Below are 16,549 nucleotides of genomic sequence, written 5' to 3'. Positions count from 1 at the left end.
TGTCTATTACACCTCTATTGAACTGGATAAAATTCGTAAAATTCACATTAAATATCAAAGAAAACTGTTTCTTTGTCACCTTGAATATAAATATCAAAGCGATACACAATTTCACCGTTTTCTTCGCTACGTTTAGCGATTAAGGTTTGACGACGTGGTACCCATTCGATTCCATTTAAAATTGGGTCTTTGGCATTCGCTTCGGCTTCATCTTCAAAATAAACACGAGTATTCAAGCCTAAGTTAATACCTCGTGCGAAAATAATCAGGTTAATATGCGGTGCTTGGGTTGAACCTTTACGCCCCGGAACTGCGCCTGGTTTTATAGTATTAAAATGCCAAATTCCTGTTTTAAAATCAGCACCTGCACGTCCCCATCCTTGAAAATTTTCATCTTCCTGCTTTTCCTGAAAATCAGCATCACTTGGATAGACACCATTGGCATCTGCTTGCCATATTTCCAATAAAACATCACGTAATGGCAGTCCAAGACCGTCAAAAACTTGCCCTTCAAGACGAATATGTTGCCCTTCAGGATTATTTTTTAGCAAGTCGTTATTAAAGTTGTAGTCAAAAGTTTCGATCCCTGCTTGTTTTGGCAATAAACCAATATGCACATATGGACCACCTGTTTGCGATGGGGTTTCATGTAATTCTTGGAAATTCCAACCGTTCATAGCATTTACTCCCTTTATTATTAAACTAATTCATTTTCAAAATAGGTTTTACGACGACCACGTAATGTGATATCGAAACGATAACAACGACTATCTGCTTCAATAAAATTGCTTTTGTCTTCAATCGCAATCAAAGCACGGCGTTGGTCTTCGGAAGGGATAGTCTTAATAATCGGGCAACTGTCAATCAGTGGATCACCTTCAAAATAAAACTGTGAAATTAAACGCTGTGCCCAACCATCCGCCAGTAAAGAGAAATGGATATGTGCAGGACGCCATTCATTAATACGGTTACGCCAAGGGTATGGACCGGGTTTAATGGTACGGAAAATATAAAAACCATTTTCATCTGTCATCATACGACCACAACCACCAAAATTTGGATCTAAAGAACCAATAAATTGGTCATTTGGATGGCGATAACGACCTGAAGCATTGGCTTGCCATACCTCTAATAGTGCATTTTTTACAGGACGACCAAACTGGTCACGCACATAACCATGCACAATGATACGCTCACCAATCGGTAAGCCATCTGTCGCACTATTTAAAATTAAATCATTGTCTTTTGGACCAAACTGCTCTGCTGAAAAACGCGGTGACGTCACTTCTGAAATCGTTTCACCGATGGCGATTAATGCATTTTTTGGCGAACGTAACACACTGGTTTTATAACCTTCAGTGTATGCTGGTGGATGGTCTTCAGTATTACGTTGAGCATATGCTCCCCAAATGATTTTAGACATCATATTTTCCTTTAAATAAATTCCTGAGCTTTTTTTACTCGGCATCTAAGCCAAGTTCTTTAAACACTTCTTCTGCCATATGCATTGCTGCGTTTGCCGCAGGCAGTCCTGCATAAAGTGAGGAATGGATAAACAATTCTTTTAAATCGTCTTTGGTCACACCATTGTTAAAACATGCACGTAAATGTAGACGTAACTCATCGTTTCTTCCTAATGCCAATAAAATCGCAATGGTGACTAAACTACGTGTGTGACGTGGCATCCCCGGACGTGACCACACTTCCCCCCAAGCAAAGCGACTAATAAAATTTTGAAAATCTGCATTAAAATTATTTAAATGATCTAAAGAACGTTGCACATGTTTTTCGCCTAATACTTCACTACGAACATGAATACCTTGCTCATAACGTTGTTCATCATTCATAAAACACCTCTTAAGTTGCATCTGTATGTGCAACAAATGATTTAATTAATATTGCCAATGCCGCAGCAGTGGCTGGAATAAGTAATAAAGATAAAACTGCTGTGAACGACCATTGGTTACCAAGTAAAACTGCACCGATCCAAGCACCAAATACAGCACCAAAACGTCCAATACCTGACATCCACGCAACACCTGTTGCGCGACATTGAGTTGGATAAAAACGTGCGCTGAGTACTGGCATAGCTGTTTGAGCACCATTAGCTGCCATACCTGCACACAAAATAACGATAGCGACCAGAATAGGATTGTTTAGGCTCTGCCCCACGATGAAAGCAAATACACCCGCCATAAAATAGAAAGCTGCAATCACACGGTTTGGATTGAATTTATCCATTGCCCAACCGATAAATAATGCACTGAGTACCCCACCAAATTGGAAAAGCCCGCCAATAAACGCAGCACGTTCCATACTTGCACCAGTTTCACGCATTAATGTTGGTAACCAACTGGTTAGCAAGTAGATAATCACTAAACCCATAAAGTAGGTAAACCAAAGCAAAACTGTGCCTTTGGCATAAGATTTTGAAAAGAGCATCCCGATTACTAATTTTTTATTTGCAGTTTCATTTTTTTCTTCAGGGACATGAAACTCAGTAGCATTTGCGACTTGAGCAGGCGCAATTTTGCTTAAAATCTTTTTGACTTTTCCTGTGATATCACCTTTCACAATTAGATAACGATAAGATTCAGGCAACCAAAATACGACCATCACCATTAAAATAAGTGGTGCCCAACCGCCCACTAAAAATAGGCTATGCCATCCAAATGCTGGTATAAGCCAACTACTTAGAAAACCACCGACTGCCATTCCTAGGTTGTAGCCACAAAACATACAAGTCACAAGTAATGAGCGAATGCGGGCAGGACAATATTCTGAAAATAAGGTTGTGGCATTTGGCATCGCTGCGCCTAAACCAATTCCTGTGAGAAAACGAAAGAGCACTAACTGATCTAGAGTTGTTGAATATGCGCAAGCTAAAGTAAAACCACCAAAAACAAGCATAGAAATACTCAGGACGATCTTACGTCCAAAGCGATCCGCAAAAGGTCCTGAAAATAATGCTCCGAAAATCATACCGCCTAGAGCAGCACTCATTACAGGTCCAAGTTCAGACTTTGCAAGCCCCCAATCTTGTGCCAATGCTGGTGCAATAAACCCCATTGCAGCAGTATCTATACCATCCACAAAAACAATCAGAAAACAAACAATTGCGATCATCCATTGATACTTAGAAACGGGTGCATTATTGATTAATGCTTGGGCATCTATCCCTTTTTTAAGGACAGTATTCTCCTGAGATGCCACGTCTATCTCCTTTAGGCTAAATCCATTTAAGTTTTATTTTTGAAATTACGAAATGAATTTGGTAAATATCTGGCTAAATTCTTCCGGGCATTCAATATTCGATAAATGTGATGCATCTATCGTTGCCAATTGTCCATTTTGTACTTGTGAATGGATCAACACTCCATCTTGAATCGTGGTCACTGGGTCTTTTTCACCACATATGACAAGCATCGCTGTACTTATTTGGCTTAAATCATCACGCATATCGGCATAAGCCAATGCACGACAGGACTCTGCATAACCTTGGGTGGATGTTGCTGCCAAACTTTGGATCGTGCGTTGCGCTAATGCATCATGTTGATAATCGAATTGGTTACTGAACCAACGGGTATGAGTGGTTTTAACTAAATCAGCTAAGCCATGTTTTTCGACTTGGTCTGCACGTGTAAGCCATGCTTCTGTCTGTCCAATTTTGGCAGCAGAATTTGCCACAGTAATACTTTCAAAACGATCTGCAGCATTGATCCCAAGCCATAAACCTGTAATACCCCCCATCGAGATGCCACAAAAATGTGCTTTTGCAATATTTAAGGCATCTAAAATATCCAGTACATCTTCGCCAAGATTTGCCAAAGTAGAGTTTTCAATTACATCACTTTGACCATGACCGCGTGTATCGTAACGAACGACTTTGTAATTTTCTTTAAAATAAGCAGCTTGCTCATCCCACATGTGATGATCAGTCCCTAAAGAGTTCGAAAAAATAATCACAGGTGCATGATCTAAACCATCAACTTGAATTGCTAAAGCCTTTCCTTGTCGATTAATAATCTTGTTCATCACTTTGCCTCTCCTTTGGCATGCTTCAGCACAGCTTCGATTTGATCTTGAATATTTCCCAAATAAGACTCAGGTTTAAATATCTGTTGCAATTGTTCAGCATTAAAGTACTGCTGAACCTCTGCAATTTCAGCCACAACCTCTTGTAAATGACATTTCTCAGCAACCGCTTTTTTACATGCAGCTTCGACCAAATGATGTGCATTTAGACGTCCCATTTTAGGGGCTAAAGCCATCGTAACCGCTTCCGCCATAATCAAACCTTGTGTACATTCAATATTACGCTGCATATTTTCAGAATTAACTTCTAAGCCTTGTAATACTTCATGTGTGCGCTGCAATGCACCTGCACAAAGCTGAAAAATTTCAGGTAGTGCAAGCCATTCTGCATGCCATGCACCTAAGCTACGTTCATGTTCCTGAACCATACTTTGGTACATACTCGACATTAAGGCAGGTACTCGATTTGCTGCTGCCAAAATGGATGCAGCCGCGACTGGGTTACGCTTGTGTGGCATTGTTGATGAGCCACCACGTCCTTTAGCTGTCGGTTCAAACACTTCTGCAATTTCTGTTTGCATCATGAGTGACCAATCACGTGCCATTTTTCCAGTATTACCTGTAACAACTGCTAAAAAATGGGCAATATCCAATATACGATCACGTTCACCATGCCAAGTGCAATCAGGTTTAGACAAATCAAGTCGTTGTGCATAAGCCTCAACAACTGCCGAACCTTGATCTAAAATAGATGCTAAAGAGCCAACCGCACCACCCAATTGAACAGTGAGTACTCGAGACTTTATTTGCTCTAAACGTTCTAAATCACGCTGAAAACTACTCGCCCAACGTGCAGCTTTATGCCCTAACGTAATCGGTAGTCCTTGCTGTAACCATGTACGCCCAATCATGACCTGATCGCGATACTGTTCTGCTAAATGAACCGCAACATCGTGAGCACTTTGTAATTGTATTTGAATGATAGATAAAGCATCTTTTGCTTGTAAAATTGTCGCAGTATCAATGATATCTTGACTGGTTGCACCCCAGTGTACATAACGAGAAGCTTCTTCATCGACATTTTTTACAGCAGCAGTAAATTGCTTTACAAAAGGAATTGCAATATTGCCAGCCAATGCAGTTGCTGTTGCCAAGCTTTCAAAATCAATCGCATGTATGCCTTGCTCTTCAGCAACTTGGGCAATAATGCTTGCGGCACTTTGCGGAATGACACCAACATCAGCTTCCGCCTGTGCCAAAGCAACTTCTGCCTTAATCATGTATTGAATCAATGCCTGATCACTAAAAATCTGAGTGACATCAGCTTGATAAAACAAACTTGCAAATAACTGGCTCATTTTGCTGATCCTTAAACTCTTTCAATAATCAAAGCAATGCCTTGACCTACACCGATACACATTGAGCACAGGGCATATTTACCACCTGTTGCTTCAAGCTGATTCAGCGCTGTGATCACCAGACGCGCACCCGATGCACCAAGTGGATGACCCAAAGCAATCGCACCACCATTTGGATTCACTTTCTCTGAACCATCGGCAATGCCTAGGTCACGGGTGACTGCCAGTGCTTGTGCTGCAAAAGCTTCATTCAGTTCAATCACATCCATTTGCTCAAGTGTTAAACCTGTTTGAGCAAGCAGTTTTTTGATCGCAGGTGCAGGACCAAAGCCCATAATGCGAGGTTCAACACCGACTGTTGTTGCACCAATCACTTTGGCACGGGCTTTTAAACCATATTTTTCAACAGCGTCATCAGAAGCGATGAGCAATGCTGCTGCACCATCGTTAATGCCTGAAGCATTGCCCGCAGTCACTGTACCTTCAGCTTTCACCACAGGTTTTAACTTAGTTAACGCTTCAATAGTTGTAGCACGAGGATGTTCATCTTTTGCCACAACAATGGCATCGCCTTTGCGCTGTGGAATGGTCACTGCAATAATTTCTTTGTCAAAGAAACCTTTTGCCTGTGCAGCCGCAGTACGTTGTTGACTGGTCAAAGCGAATTGATCTTGATCTGCACGGTTAATGTTGAATTGCTCAGCCACGTTTTCCGCAGTTTGAGGCATGGTTTCAACACCATACATTTCTTTGAGTTTTGGATTGATAAAACGCCAACCCATGGTGGTGTCTTCAAGTTTTTGTGCACGACCATAAGCAGATTCGGATTTACCCATCACAAATGGTGCACGTGACATGCTTTCTACACCACCTGCAATAATCAAATCGGCTTCACCTGCTTTAATCGCACGCGCTGCCATTGCCACAGCATCCAGCGATGAACCGCATAAACGGTTGACTGTAGTTGCAGGTACTTGATACGGTACACCTGCCAACAATGCAGACATACGACCGACGTTACGGTTATCTTCACCTGCTTGGTTGGCACAACCATAAATCACATCATCAACTTTTTCCCAGTCCACAGATGGATTACGTCCAATTAAAGCTTTGATTGGCAATGCGCCTAAGTCATCTGTACGTACAGGTGCAAGTCCACCTGCATAGCGACCGAAAGGTGTACGGATGGCATCAATAATGTATGCGTTTTTCATTTTTAAATCCTTGGAAGAAAGCTCCTCCCTTTTTTAAAGGGAGGTTGGGAGGGATTTGAGGAAGTTAATTTTAAAATTAATCCTCCCTAAGTCCCTCCTTTAAAAAAGGAGGGACTTTTAATTAAGCAGTTGCATCAATCAATGTTGCACCCGTCAAGGACTGCAATTCTTCAAATGAAAGACCTTCCACTTTTTCAATCACTTTCATGCCTTCAGCAGTCACATCAATCACGCAAAGGTCAGTGTAAATACGGTCTACACATTTCAAACCTGTAGCAGGATAAGTCAGCTCTGCCACGATTTTCGGCTCGCCTTTTTTGGTCACGTGATCAGTCGTGATAAATACTTTTTTCGCACCAACGGCTAAGTCCATTGCACCACCGACTGCAGGAATTGCATCAGGTGCGCCTGTATGCCAGTTTGCCAAATCACCATTTTCAGCAATTTGGAAAGCACCTAAAACAGCGATGTCTAAGTGACCACCACGCATCATGGCAAAAGAGTCACCGTGATGGAAGAAAGCACCGCCATCCAGTAGAGTCACAAATTCTTTACCTGCGTTGATCAGTTCAGGATCACGATCTTCTTCAGCAGGCGGTGGACCAAAAGCCAACAGACCATTTTCAGAGTGTAAAAATACGTCTTTGTCGCTTGGTAAATAGCTTGAAATTTTAGTCGGTAAACCAATGCCTAAGTTGACATAAGCACCATCAGGAATGTCTTGTGCCACACGCTCAGCAATTTGATCACGGCTTAATTTTGTATAACTCATTTTAAATTCTCCGTAGCCAATTATTGAGCAGGTTTTACTTGTACAACGTGTTGTACAAAAATACCCGGTGTGATGATATGTTCAGGATCTAAAGCACCCAACTCGACAACTTCAGACACTTGTGCAATCGTTACGTCTGCTGCCATCGCCATGATTGGACCAAAGTTACGTGCAGATTTACGATAAACGAGGTTACCCCAACGATCACCTTGTTGTGCTTTGATCAAGGCAAAGTCTGCTTTGATTGGGTTTTCTAAAACGAAATCTTTACCTTCATAGTTTAAGGTCGGTTTGCCTTCAGCAAGCAACGTCCCAAAACCTGTAGGTGTGTAGATTGGACCTAAGCCCATGCCCGCAGCTTGGATACGGCAAGCCAAGTTACCTTGAGGTACAAGTTCTAGCTCGATTTTGCCCGCACGGTAAAGTTCATCAAATACCCAAGAGTCAGACTGACGAGGGAAAGAACAAATGATTTTACGCACAGCACCTGATTTAAGTAGTTTAGCCAGACCATAGTCGCCATTACCTGCGTTATTATTGACAATCACAAGGTCTTTGATGCCCAGCTCGATCAAGCCATCAATGAGTTCTGCAGGTTGTCCTGCTGTGCCAAATCCACCAATCATGACGGTTGATCCGTCTTTAATGTGTGAAAGAACTTCCTTGAGGGAAGTAGCACTTTTATCAATCATTAGGCAACTCCATTTGCTATACTGAACAAAAAAATAAACTTAACTCAGGATATTACTTAAATAGAGCTATTTAAACTTATACTCAATCCCGAGCATTTTTGTGTAGATTCCATAGTCCTATTTTTATATTTTTTTAGAACTATGTTCTACTAAAAACCATGAATAATGTTCGATCATTAAAATATAAGTTCGATTATCGAACATTTAATCTATTTTCATACTAAAATAAAACATTTTTAAATTAATCTAAAAGCATGAACAATCATGTAAATAAAGATGAAACTGAGATAGGTCATTGCATGGAAAAAGACAGTGAAAAAAGAGTTTTGCAAAATGCTGACAACAAGAAAATCATTCGACATGAAGACTTTATTGCAGGCATTAGTAAAGGAATGGCGATATTAGAGTGTTTTGGTTCAGAACGACAACGTTTAAATATTAGTATTGCAGCAGAGAGAACAGGCTTAACACGTGCAGCAGCTAGACGTCATTTATTAACTTTAGAATATCTAGGCTATCTAGAGTTTGATGGACATTATTATTATCTAGCACCAAAAGTTCTGAAATTTTCAGGAGCGTATTTAAGTGGTTCACAGCTCCCTAAAATTTGCCAACCCTTGCTTAACCTACTCACCACACAAACTTCTCTTATTTTTTCGGTTATGGTTTTAGACGGTTTTGAAGCCATTACGATTGCCCGAAGTGCTGCACATCAACAAACTGATCGGGTCAACCCTTATGGTTTACATTTGGGTAATCGCCTACCTGCACATGCCACCTCTGCGGGTAAAATCTTATTGGCGCATTTAACTGTTGAAGAGCAACAGCAGTGGTTAGAAAAATACCCGCTCAAACGTTTAACTAAATACAGTTGCACCGAGAACACTGAGTTTTTAAAAATTTTAGATCAAATTAAAGAACAAGATTGGTGTTATTCAACTGAAGAACATGAGCTAGGTGTACATGCACTTGCAGTTCCAATCTATGGTCCTAAAGGCAATGTCGTTGCAGCTTTGAATATTGTCTCACCGACTATGCGCACGACAAAAGAATATTTAATTCAGCAAATATTGCCTTTATTACAAGAAACTGCACGTGATTTAAGAAATGTCATTTAAATTTTATAAGACAAAAATTAATTATTGCGTGGTATATCCACCATCAATTGCGTAATTTGTACCTGTTATAAATGACGCCTGCTCTGAGAGCAAAAAGATCATCAAATTTGCAACTTCATCCACTGTGCCCAACCTTTAAATAGGATGCTTACTACGTGTTGCTTCGGTCTGAACATTACGGATTAATGGTGTTTCAACATAACCGGGATGAATAGAATTCACACGAATATTCTGCTGTGCATAGTCCAAAGCCGCAGCTTTGCTTAATCCAGTCACGCCATGCTTTGCCGTGATATATGCTGCTCGATTTTCGGTAGCGACAGTCCCTAAAATAGAAGAGGTATTGACGATACTGCTGTCACCATTTTTCAACATTAATGGAATTTGAAAATGTAGACAATAAAAAATACTATTCAAATTTACATCCATTTGCTTATGCCACGTTGCAATAGATAAATCAGCAATGCTCTTGACTGGACTAGCAATTTCAGCATTGTTAAAGACAAAATCTAAATCTGAAAATTTTTGATCGATTTGTTCAATACAAGACTGAATAAACTCAATATTTGAAACATCGCCCACTTGTATCAAAATATCAGTTTGTGACCCGATTAAACCTACAGTTTCATCCAACTGGACTTGATTAATATCAATTAAACATAACTTACAGCCATGCTTTGCTAACAAAATACTGACTGCTTGCCCGATACCAGAGCCAGCACCTGTGACCATGGCAACTTTATTTTCAAAATGATATTGCATACATCTTCCTTGCTTTATTTAGATGGTATTGTTATTGATTCAATAATATCAACAGCACCTTTGATGCTCATAAGATATTAATAATTTACACTTTTTACATTTAAAATTTTCTTTCTTGGTGATTGTAGCAAAATCGCTAAACCAGATAAAAACGCAGGAATCATCAATAAAGTAAACATGGTATCTAATGGAATTTTGGCATTGATCATCGCAGCGCCTGCAAAAGCACTTAAAATCGCACCTAAACGCCCAATCCCGTTCATCCAAGTTGCGCCTGTTGCACGTGCACTAGTTGGATAATATCCCATTGCGACTGAAGTTAAGCCTGTTGAACCACCATTAAATGTGAAACCTAGAATTAATGCCATCACACACATTAAGTTAAAGTCTTGACTAAAATGACCTAAGGCATAGGTGGCAAATGTACCGACCAGCATGGCAAGAAAAAGAACTAATCGTGGACGATACTTATCCATGAGCCACCCTAAAATCATGCAACCCAAAGGCCCACCCAGTTGGAAAAATGAAGTGACTATCGCCGCTTGAGAAATACTAAAACTATTCATTTTAATTAGGGTTGGTAACCAACTACTGCATAAATAAATCAGGAACAATGCCATGAAATAAGCAATCCATAGCATCGCCGTACCGTATAAGTATTCACGTGAAAGAATCAGTTTTAAACCCGTTTTTTCAGTTGATGCTTCATTTAAATAATACTGATAATTTTCAAAATTTTGTTTAGGGTACAACTGATGCAATATAGATTGGATTTTGTCTTGATAACCGCCTTTTTTAACCAAATATGTAATTGATTCTGGCATTTTCCAATATAAAAATGGTGCTAGAATTAAAGGTAATATTCCACCTAAAATCAGCATACTGCGCCAACCGAACTCAGGAATCATCCATGCAGCCAAAAATCCCGCTGCTGCTGCGCCTAAAGAAAAACCACAATAGACTGTATTTACCGTAAATGAGCGACGATGATCTGGTGCATATTCTGCTGCCATGGTTGCAGCATTGGGTGCAGCAGCACCTGCCCCTAATCCTGTCAGAAAACGATAAATGATCAAATGTGTAATATCGGTTGAAAATGCAGTCAATAAAGTAAAAATACCAAAGCCTACCAAACTTAAAATCAGGACTGGTTTACGTCCAAACTTATCAGATAATGGCCCTGAAACCAAAGCACCAACGGCTAAACCCACTAATGCCGCACTGAGCACAGGTGCAATTTGCTGTGCAGTTACGCCCCACTCTTGTATAATCTGTGGTGCAATTAATCCCATCACCACCACATCAATACCATCGAGTGCTATGATGGCGAAACAGAAAAATAAAATGAGTTTTTGAAAACCTCCAACCTTATTTTCATTGAGTATTTTCTTTAGATCCATCCTTTGCATACTTGTGCTCATTTCATTCTCCTTGTAAAAAAGCACGAAGCCCCCGCAGCACTGCAATAACAGCACTGTTTCCTAAACACGGGGATTGGTTGATTTATGAATTTAACCTATTCATAAAATGTAATTTAAATATCTAATTTTTTTAATGATTTTAAATAAACTGGACGGATCAGTTGATTCGTTTGTGACTGAACTAAGCCTTCAGTTTGTTTTAAATAAACCTGAAAATCAGGATCTGTATCTCTAGCTAGACTACGTTTTTCATAATCATCTAAACTGTCATAGCCCCACAAATGCACTACTTGATTAAGCGAACCTATACACGTGACATAGAAGCCCAAAGGTTGCCCAAGATGTTTTTTCAACACAGGCATCGCTAACGTATCAAATAATTCTAGAAATTTCGGTAGCATGCGTGGCGTAATGCTATAAATTCGATGATCAACAATTGCTTTATGAAACATGTTGAATCTCCTCTTGGTAAGGTTGTGCTAAACCTTTGCCACCATTTGCTAAATCGGCAATATGTAACCCTGTTAAATATCCAAATGTCATAATTGGGCCAAGCGTGATCCCAGCACCTGGATAATTTCCACCCATCATACTGGCACGGTCATTTCCTACAGCATATAAGCCTGCAATTTTTTGATTTTGCCCTGTTAATACTTCACCAGTGACTGCTGTTCGCAGCCCATCAAATGTACCTAGATCACCCATAAATACTTTCACTGCATAAAAAGGTCCAGTTGAAACGGGTGCAACACATGGATTGGGTTGATTTTCTGGATCTGCCAAATAGCGGTTGAACGCTGTAGAACCACGTTGAAATGCTGGATCTTCGCCATTTACAGCATGTTTATTATATTCAAAAATCGTGGTTTGTAGATTTTGGGCATCAATACCTGCATTTCTAGCTAATTCTTCTAGGCTATTTCCTTTAATCAAATAACCATTTTTAATCAATCCTGATAATGGCATTGGTGCTGGCTTTGCATAGCCCAGACCGTATTTACTGATGGTTTTTTGATCGCAAATCAACCACATTGCTGTTTCAGACATCTCTTCACATGCCCGAAATAAATCAGCACCAACATCATGATAGGAGTTCGACTCGTTTGTAAAGCGTTTGCCATTTTTTAATACTCCAATGATGCCAGGTTTATAACGATCTAATAAATGCGGAAACACACCATAGTCATTGCCTATCGGTACTTTTGAAACGGGCATCCATGCCGCTGCATTATGATATTGAATATCCACCACCCCACCGATTTGTTCTGCCATACGGCAACCATCACCTGTGTTGGTCTTTGGAACTGGGGAAATATGTTCACCACCTGATTTTAGATGTGTATAGATGGTTTTTAAACGTGCGATATCATGTGAAAAACCACCACATGCTAACACAACACCATGCTTTGCTTTAAATTTCAATACTTTGCCATCTTTTAATGCTTCGACACCCACCACTTTCCCTGCTTGTTCAAGCAATTTTTGTACCGCTGTTGACGTGTAAATAGGAATATTTAGATCAAAAGCAGATTTAGCTAAACGTGCTGCCAAAGCATTACCACTGGTAACGTTCGTACCACGACCATAAAAAGCCAATTCCTTTATATGAATCGCAAGACGCTTAGCCACATACATAAATGAAGTAAAAGATTTAGTTGCATTAAAAAAATGTTTTAAATCTGCATTGGACGAGTTAAACATCATTCCTATAAATGTGATGGTATGTAACGGTGGACGTAAGCATTTCATATTTTCGCCTAATCCACGAATATCAAATGGTGCAGCTAAAATTGAACGTCCAACCTCAACACCACCCGGTGCATCTGGATGATAATCTGGATATAAAGTTGGAATAAATTTAACAGATGTTTCTTTCTCAAAAAAATCAATCATTTTAGGTCCATAGTCTAAAAATGCATCGACTGCTTGAGGATTATAAAAATCTTGAGTTTCGTGTTTTAAATACGTGGTAGCTGCTTGACGTGAGTCTTGAATACCATTTTGTTTGGCGTGTGGATTATTTGGGATCCAAAGTACACCACCTGATAATGCAGTTGTTCCACCAAAAACGGTATCTTTCTCTAAAACAACAACTTTTAATCCTTGTTTTTTCGCTGTAATTGCAGTAGAAAATCCTCCTGCACCTGAACCTACGACGATCAAATCGCAATCTATGTGTTGATCTAATGCATCATGCATACTTACCACTCCATGCAAATGACTCTTCGCAAGTGTTTCATTATTTTCATAAACACTTGCAATCAAGTTATGACTTTTCCTTTATTTTTAAATTAATGATGAAAAAGTCATTCGCAAAGAGTAAAAATCAATCATTGTCCGATAATCGTTCAGATTAAATAGTATTCGTACAATAATTTATAGGTCAAATTATGCAATATTAAAGATAACAATCATCTAAATCATATCGCGTATTTCCTTTGCAGCTTGCCTCAACATTGGCACTATCGTGTTCACCAAATAAAAATCATTGACTTTATTGACTGGTGCAACCGCATTCAAAGCTGCGACAATTTCACCTTTTTGAGTAATAATAGGGATCGCTACTGCAACCACACCAAGCTCATATTCTTCACTAGAAATACAATAAGTTTGTTCTCTAATTCTTTCCAATTCTTCTAAAAAATGTTGTTGATCGGTAATGGTATAATGAGTAAACCTGCGTAACTCATAATGCTCAAGCCATTGTTTTTGTTCTTCAATAGTACGCTGTGAAAGTAATACTTTACCTGTAGAAGCAGTATGTGCTGGTATCCTATTACCCAGATGAATACCAAAAGGACTGACACGAAACTCATCAAGCTGAGGTGAAATACTACGAGCCACAGGGACCAAATCATGATTATCTAAAACCACAATAGAATAAACCAAAGATGTTTTAGTCGCTAAAATATTCAGCACAGGTTGGGCAACTCTTGGTAAATGTGCTGTGTTTAAATATGCACCTGAAAATTTTAAAACTTTATGTGTCAACCAATAGTAGTAATCATCTGTATCTAAATATCCAAGAAATTTCAATGTTTTTAGATAACGTCTTGCAGCTGTTCGGGTAAAACCCGTACGTTCTGCTGTTTGTGTCACGTTTAAACGTTGTCGGTCTGAACTAAAAGCTTCTAAGATGCTTAAACCTTTCGCCAAACCTGCAATATAATCATCATATTTAATTTCTTCACCTGATAATTCATCCTTTATTAATTCATCACGCATATCTTCCTCCTTGTTGTTTTGCACGATCATCGTTCACTTGATATGAATAACGTTCAAAACTGCATTTGTAAACTACTCAAATTATTTTTTAATGGCTATTTTAAATTTAGATTTTTAATCAATGTCAATATTTTTGGCGATTTAGCTTCTAATTATTATTTAATCAAGGAAAGAAAAATGTCTAGACTCAAGGACAAAGTATGTATTGTGACGGGTGCAGCATCAGGCATGGGTAAAGCCGAAGCAATAGCATTTGCTCAACAAGGTGCAAAACTCATTATTGCTGATTTGAATATCGAACTGGCGCAGCAGGTTGTAGATAAAATCCAGCAAATGGGCAATGAGGCTTTTGCATTTCAAGTTGATGTTTCACAAAAATCTGAATTAGAAAACTTAATCAATTTTACTTTAGAAAAATTTTCAAAGATTGATGTACTACTTAATAACGCTGGTATTTTCGATAATTATATCAATAGCTTAGATACCAATGAAGATCTTTGGGATTTAGTCTTTAATATTAATGTGAAATCTATTTTTAATTTAAGTAATTTAGTTCTGCCACATATGATTGAACAGAAATCTGGAGCAATCATCAATATTGGCTCAATAGCGGGACTTGTTGCAAAAATGGGTGGTGCTTCTTATACAGCTTCAAAACATGCTGTACTTGGATACACTAAACATCTTGCTGCGGAATATGGAAAATATGGGATCAAAATCAATGCGATTTGTCCAGGAACGATTCGTACACCGATGACAGCCGAAATGTTGAAAACTCGCCCTACAGATAAAATTCCTTTAGATCGTTTCGGTGAAGTAAATGAAGTTGCTGATCTAGCCGTATTTTTAGCATCTGATGAAGCGAAGTTTATGAGTGGTGCATGTATAACTATTGATGGTGGGTATACAGCGGTTTAAGCTGTATTTCTCTCAGTATAGAACCAAGTTTAATCATTGACTCGGTTCTTCTATTCTTATTCCCTCTTGTCTTTAACTTATGTTAGATGAAGACTGAACTGTACTGAGTTTATCGGAGACTTTTTATTTAAGTTAAGCCACCTGACCTAACTTAAAATGTCTCTGAAAAACTCGGTACGGTTCATTAGTTATAGAATATTTTCATAATATAACATTTAAAAATAAAAAATATTTTTATGGAATAGACGCTGATTTCTTAGTTATTAATTACAATTTTGAAAGTTATGCTATTCCTTTTCCTTTTTGAGCTCAATTACATACTCAAGTGTATCGATCATTTTAGATAATTTTAATGATGTAAAAAAATTTATTACGGAAAATATTTGAAAGAAAAAAACTATAAATATTACAGCAAAAAAATAGAACTTAAAATTAGGATTTAGATTTAAAATTTTTTGGACGTTTGTGTTACTCATCTGTGTGATAATAAGGAGAATTGTAGCTAAAATAGTAGGAAAAATTCCGATTTTATCAATGGTTCCAGTTATGATTGAAGTCCTTTTATCAAAATGATCTTTCTCTGACGTTATTTCTCTTTTTGTAAACTCTAAATCCTTAAGTTCAAAGTTAATTAATTTTTGTGAAAATTTAATTTTAGATCTTGTGCTGAATTCTAAATTCTGTAATAGGATTTTTGAAGGTTGCTTAAAAAATAAAAAAATACTTTTGCGAGATTTAAACATATCTATTACCGTACTCAGTAGTAGTGATATTTCAGCTAATAAAAGAAGTATAAATGCAGAAAATAATATGAATTGATTTTTGAATATAAGACCTAATCCAATAGAAAATAAGGATAAAATGATAAGATTAAAGCATAAAGCCATTACACCATAATAAGCACCATTGTTTTTCTTATTCACCTTTTTTCTTAATGATGACTCATATTCTTCTGCTTGAATTAAGATTTTTTTAATTTTTTTTTGATTTGGATTTAACAAAATTCACACCTTTTTTGCCATAATTTTACTAAA

The 16,549-nt window shown here is 38.3% G+C and carries 16 protein-coding genes and 1 pseudogene; 2 read left to right on the top strand and 15 right to left on the bottom strand.

Annotated elements, in window-relative coordinates:
- Positions 1-47: 47 nt before the first annotated feature.
- The 9 genes from pcaG to HUS24_RS15530 all read right to left on the bottom strand — a co-directional run bounded on the left by pcaG (position 48) and on the right by HUS24_RS15530 (position 8,071).
- Entirely contained in the window at positions 48-677 is a 630-nt protein-coding gene (gene pcaG, locus HUS24_RS15570) for a protocatechuate 3,4-dioxygenase subunit alpha (RefSeq protein WP_173912883.1), read from the bottom strand.
- 20 nt (positions 678-697) lie between these two features.
- The gene (gene pcaH, locus HUS24_RS15565) at positions 698-1,423 is read right to left on the bottom strand and encodes a protocatechuate 3,4-dioxygenase subunit beta (RefSeq protein ID WP_173912998.1); all 726 of its coding nucleotides are present in this window, start codon (positions 1,421-1,423) and stop codon (positions 698-700) included.
- A 34-nt stretch (positions 1,424-1,457) separates the two neighbouring features.
- A complete protein-coding gene (gene pcaC, locus HUS24_RS15560) occupies positions 1,458-1,847 on the bottom strand; it encodes a 4-carboxymuconolactone decarboxylase (protein ID WP_173912882.1) in 390 nt (129 codons plus the stop codon).
- Between the two features lie 10 nt (positions 1,848-1,857).
- Positions 1,858-3,213: an MFS transporter gene (locus HUS24_RS15555; RefSeq protein WP_173912881.1), complete on the bottom strand. Its 1,356-nt coding sequence runs from the start codon at positions 3,211-3,213 to the stop codon at positions 1,858-1,860.
- A 45-nt stretch (positions 3,214-3,258) separates the two neighbouring features.
- Complete coding sequence (gene pcaD, locus HUS24_RS15550) at positions 3,259-4,035, bottom strand: 3-oxoadipate enol-lactonase (RefSeq protein WP_173912880.1); 777 nt, start codon at positions 4,033-4,035, stop codon at positions 3,259-3,261.
- Complete coding sequence (gene pcaB / locus HUS24_RS15545; protein ID WP_173912879.1) at positions 4,035-5,393, bottom strand: 3-carboxy-cis,cis-muconate cycloisomerase; 1,359 nt, start codon at positions 5,391-5,393, stop codon at positions 4,035-4,037. Before pcaB ends, pcaD begins: the two co-directional genes overlap by 1 nt.
- Before the next feature lie 11 nt (positions 5,394-5,404).
- A complete protein-coding gene (gene pcaF / locus HUS24_RS15540; protein WP_173912878.1) occupies positions 5,405-6,607 on the bottom strand; it encodes a 3-oxoadipyl-CoA thiolase in 1,203 nt (400 codons plus the stop codon).
- A 121-nt stretch (positions 6,608-6,728) separates the two neighbouring features.
- Positions 6,729-7,379, bottom strand: coding sequence for a 3-oxoacid CoA-transferase subunit B (locus tag HUS24_RS15535; protein WP_173912877.1), 651 nt, complete (start codon positions 7,377-7,379; stop codon positions 6,729-6,731).
- Positions 7,380-7,399: 20 nt separating this feature from the next.
- The gene (locus HUS24_RS15530) at positions 7,400-8,071 is read right to left on the bottom strand and encodes a 3-oxoacid CoA-transferase subunit A (RefSeq protein WP_173912876.1); all 672 of its coding nucleotides are present in this window, start codon (positions 8,069-8,071) and stop codon (positions 7,400-7,402) included.
- Between the two features lie 299 nt (positions 8,072-8,370).
- Here HUS24_RS15530 and pcaU point away from each other — a divergent pair, with 299 nt between their 5' ends.
- The gene (gene pcaU, locus HUS24_RS15525) at positions 8,371-9,189 is read left to right on the top strand and encodes an IclR family transcriptional regulator PcaU (protein ID WP_173912875.1); all 819 of its coding nucleotides are present in this window, start codon (positions 8,371-8,373) and stop codon (positions 9,187-9,189) included.
- A gap of 21 nt (positions 9,190-9,210) precedes the next feature.
- Here the strand turns inward: pcaU and HUS24_RS15515 are convergent.
- The 5 genes and pseudogenes from HUS24_RS15515 to HUS24_RS15495 all read right to left on the bottom strand — a co-directional run bounded on the left by HUS24_RS15515 (position 9,211) and on the right by HUS24_RS15495 (position 14,597).
- Positions 9,211-9,921, bottom strand: a pseudogene (locus tag HUS24_RS15515) (SDR family NAD(P)-dependent oxidoreductase).
- Positions 9,922-10,028: 107 nt separating this feature from the next.
- Entirely contained in the window at positions 10,029-11,372 is a 1,344-nt protein-coding gene (locus HUS24_RS15510; RefSeq protein WP_173912872.1) for an MFS transporter, read from the bottom strand.
- Between the two features lie 113 nt (positions 11,373-11,485).
- Positions 11,486-11,824, bottom strand: coding sequence for an NIPSNAP family protein (locus HUS24_RS15505; protein ID WP_173912871.1), 339 nt, complete (start codon positions 11,822-11,824; stop codon positions 11,486-11,488).
- The gene (locus tag HUS24_RS15500) at positions 11,814-13,571 is read right to left on the bottom strand and encodes an FAD-dependent oxidoreductase (protein ID WP_173912870.1); all 1,758 of its coding nucleotides are present in this window, start codon (positions 13,569-13,571) and stop codon (positions 11,814-11,816) included. Before HUS24_RS15500 ends, HUS24_RS15505 begins: the two co-directional genes overlap by 11 nt.
- Positions 13,572-13,787: 216 nt before the next feature.
- Positions 13,788-14,597, bottom strand: coding sequence for an IclR family transcriptional regulator C-terminal domain-containing protein (locus tag HUS24_RS15495; RefSeq protein ID WP_173912869.1), 810 nt, complete (start codon positions 14,595-14,597; stop codon positions 13,788-13,790).
- A gap of 177 nt (positions 14,598-14,774) precedes the next feature.
- Between HUS24_RS15495 and HUS24_RS15490 the strand changes: the two genes are divergently transcribed.
- Complete coding sequence (locus HUS24_RS15490; protein ID WP_173912868.1) at positions 14,775-15,515, top strand: SDR family NAD(P)-dependent oxidoreductase; 741 nt, start codon at positions 14,775-14,777, stop codon at positions 15,513-15,515.
- Positions 15,516-15,802: 287 nt separating this feature from the next.
- Here HUS24_RS15490 and HUS24_RS15485 read toward each other — a convergent pair whose 3' ends face one another.
- Complete coding sequence (locus tag HUS24_RS15485) at positions 15,803-16,516, bottom strand: hypothetical protein (RefSeq protein ID WP_173912867.1); 714 nt, start codon at positions 16,514-16,516, stop codon at positions 15,803-15,805.
- Between the last annotated feature and the right edge of the window lie 33 nt (positions 16,517-16,549).

Source organism: Acinetobacter sp. Marseille-Q1618 (assembly GCF_902809855.1).
Taxonomy (GTDB): Bacteria; Pseudomonadota; Gammaproteobacteria; order Pseudomonadales; family Moraxellaceae; genus Acinetobacter.
This window is presented reverse-complemented; position numbering and strand designations above follow the sequence as displayed.

Excerpts from the sequence above, each read along its gene's own strand:
- HUS24_RS15500 (WP_173912870.1), bottom strand. The coding sequence starts at position 13,571 with ATGCATGATGCATTAGATCAACACATAGATTGCGATTTGATCGTCGTA.
- HUS24_RS15530 (WP_173912876.1), bottom strand. The coding sequence starts at position 8,071 with ATGATTGATAAAAGTGCTACTTCCCTCAAGGAAGTTCTTTCACACATT.
- pcaD (WP_173912880.1), bottom strand. The coding sequence starts at position 4,035 with ATGAACAAGATTATTAATCGACAAGGAAAGGCTTTAGCAATTCAAGTT.
- pcaC (WP_173912882.1), bottom strand. The coding sequence starts at position 1,847 with ATGAATGATGAACAACGTTATGAGCAAGGTATTCATGTTCGTAGTGAA.
- pcaH (WP_173912998.1), bottom strand. The coding sequence starts at position 1,423 with ATGTCTAAAATCATTTGGGGAGCATATGCTCAACGTAATACTGAAGAC.
- HUS24_RS15490 (WP_173912868.1), top strand. The coding sequence starts at position 14,775 with ATGTCTAGACTCAAGGACAAAGTATGTATTGTGACGGGTGCAGCATCA.
- pcaF (WP_173912878.1), bottom strand. The coding sequence starts at position 6,607 with ATGAAAAACGCATACATTATTGATGCCATCCGTACACCTTTCGGTCGC.
- HUS24_RS15535 (WP_173912877.1), bottom strand. The coding sequence starts at position 7,379 with ATGAGTTATACAAAATTAAGCCGTGATCAAATTGCTGAGCGTGTGGCA.
- pcaB (WP_173912879.1), bottom strand. The coding sequence starts at position 5,393 with ATGAGCCAGTTATTTGCAAGTTTGTTTTATCAAGCTGATGTCACTCAG.
- HUS24_RS15495 (WP_173912869.1), bottom strand. The coding sequence starts at position 14,597 with ATGCGTGATGAATTAATAAAGGATGAATTATCAGGTGAAGAAATTAAA.
- HUS24_RS15505 (WP_173912871.1), bottom strand. The coding sequence starts at position 11,824 with ATGTTTCATAAAGCAATTGTTGATCATCGAATTTATAGCATTACGCCA.
- HUS24_RS15510 (WP_173912872.1), bottom strand. The coding sequence starts at position 11,372 with ATGAGCACAAGTATGCAAAGGATGGATCTAAAGAAAATACTCAATGAA.
- pcaU (WP_173912875.1), top strand. The coding sequence starts at position 8,371 with ATGGAAAAAGACAGTGAAAAAAGAGTTTTGCAAAATGCTGACAACAAG.
- pcaG (WP_173912883.1), bottom strand. The coding sequence starts at position 677 with ATGAACGGTTGGAATTTCCAAGAATTACATGAAACCCCATCGCAAACA.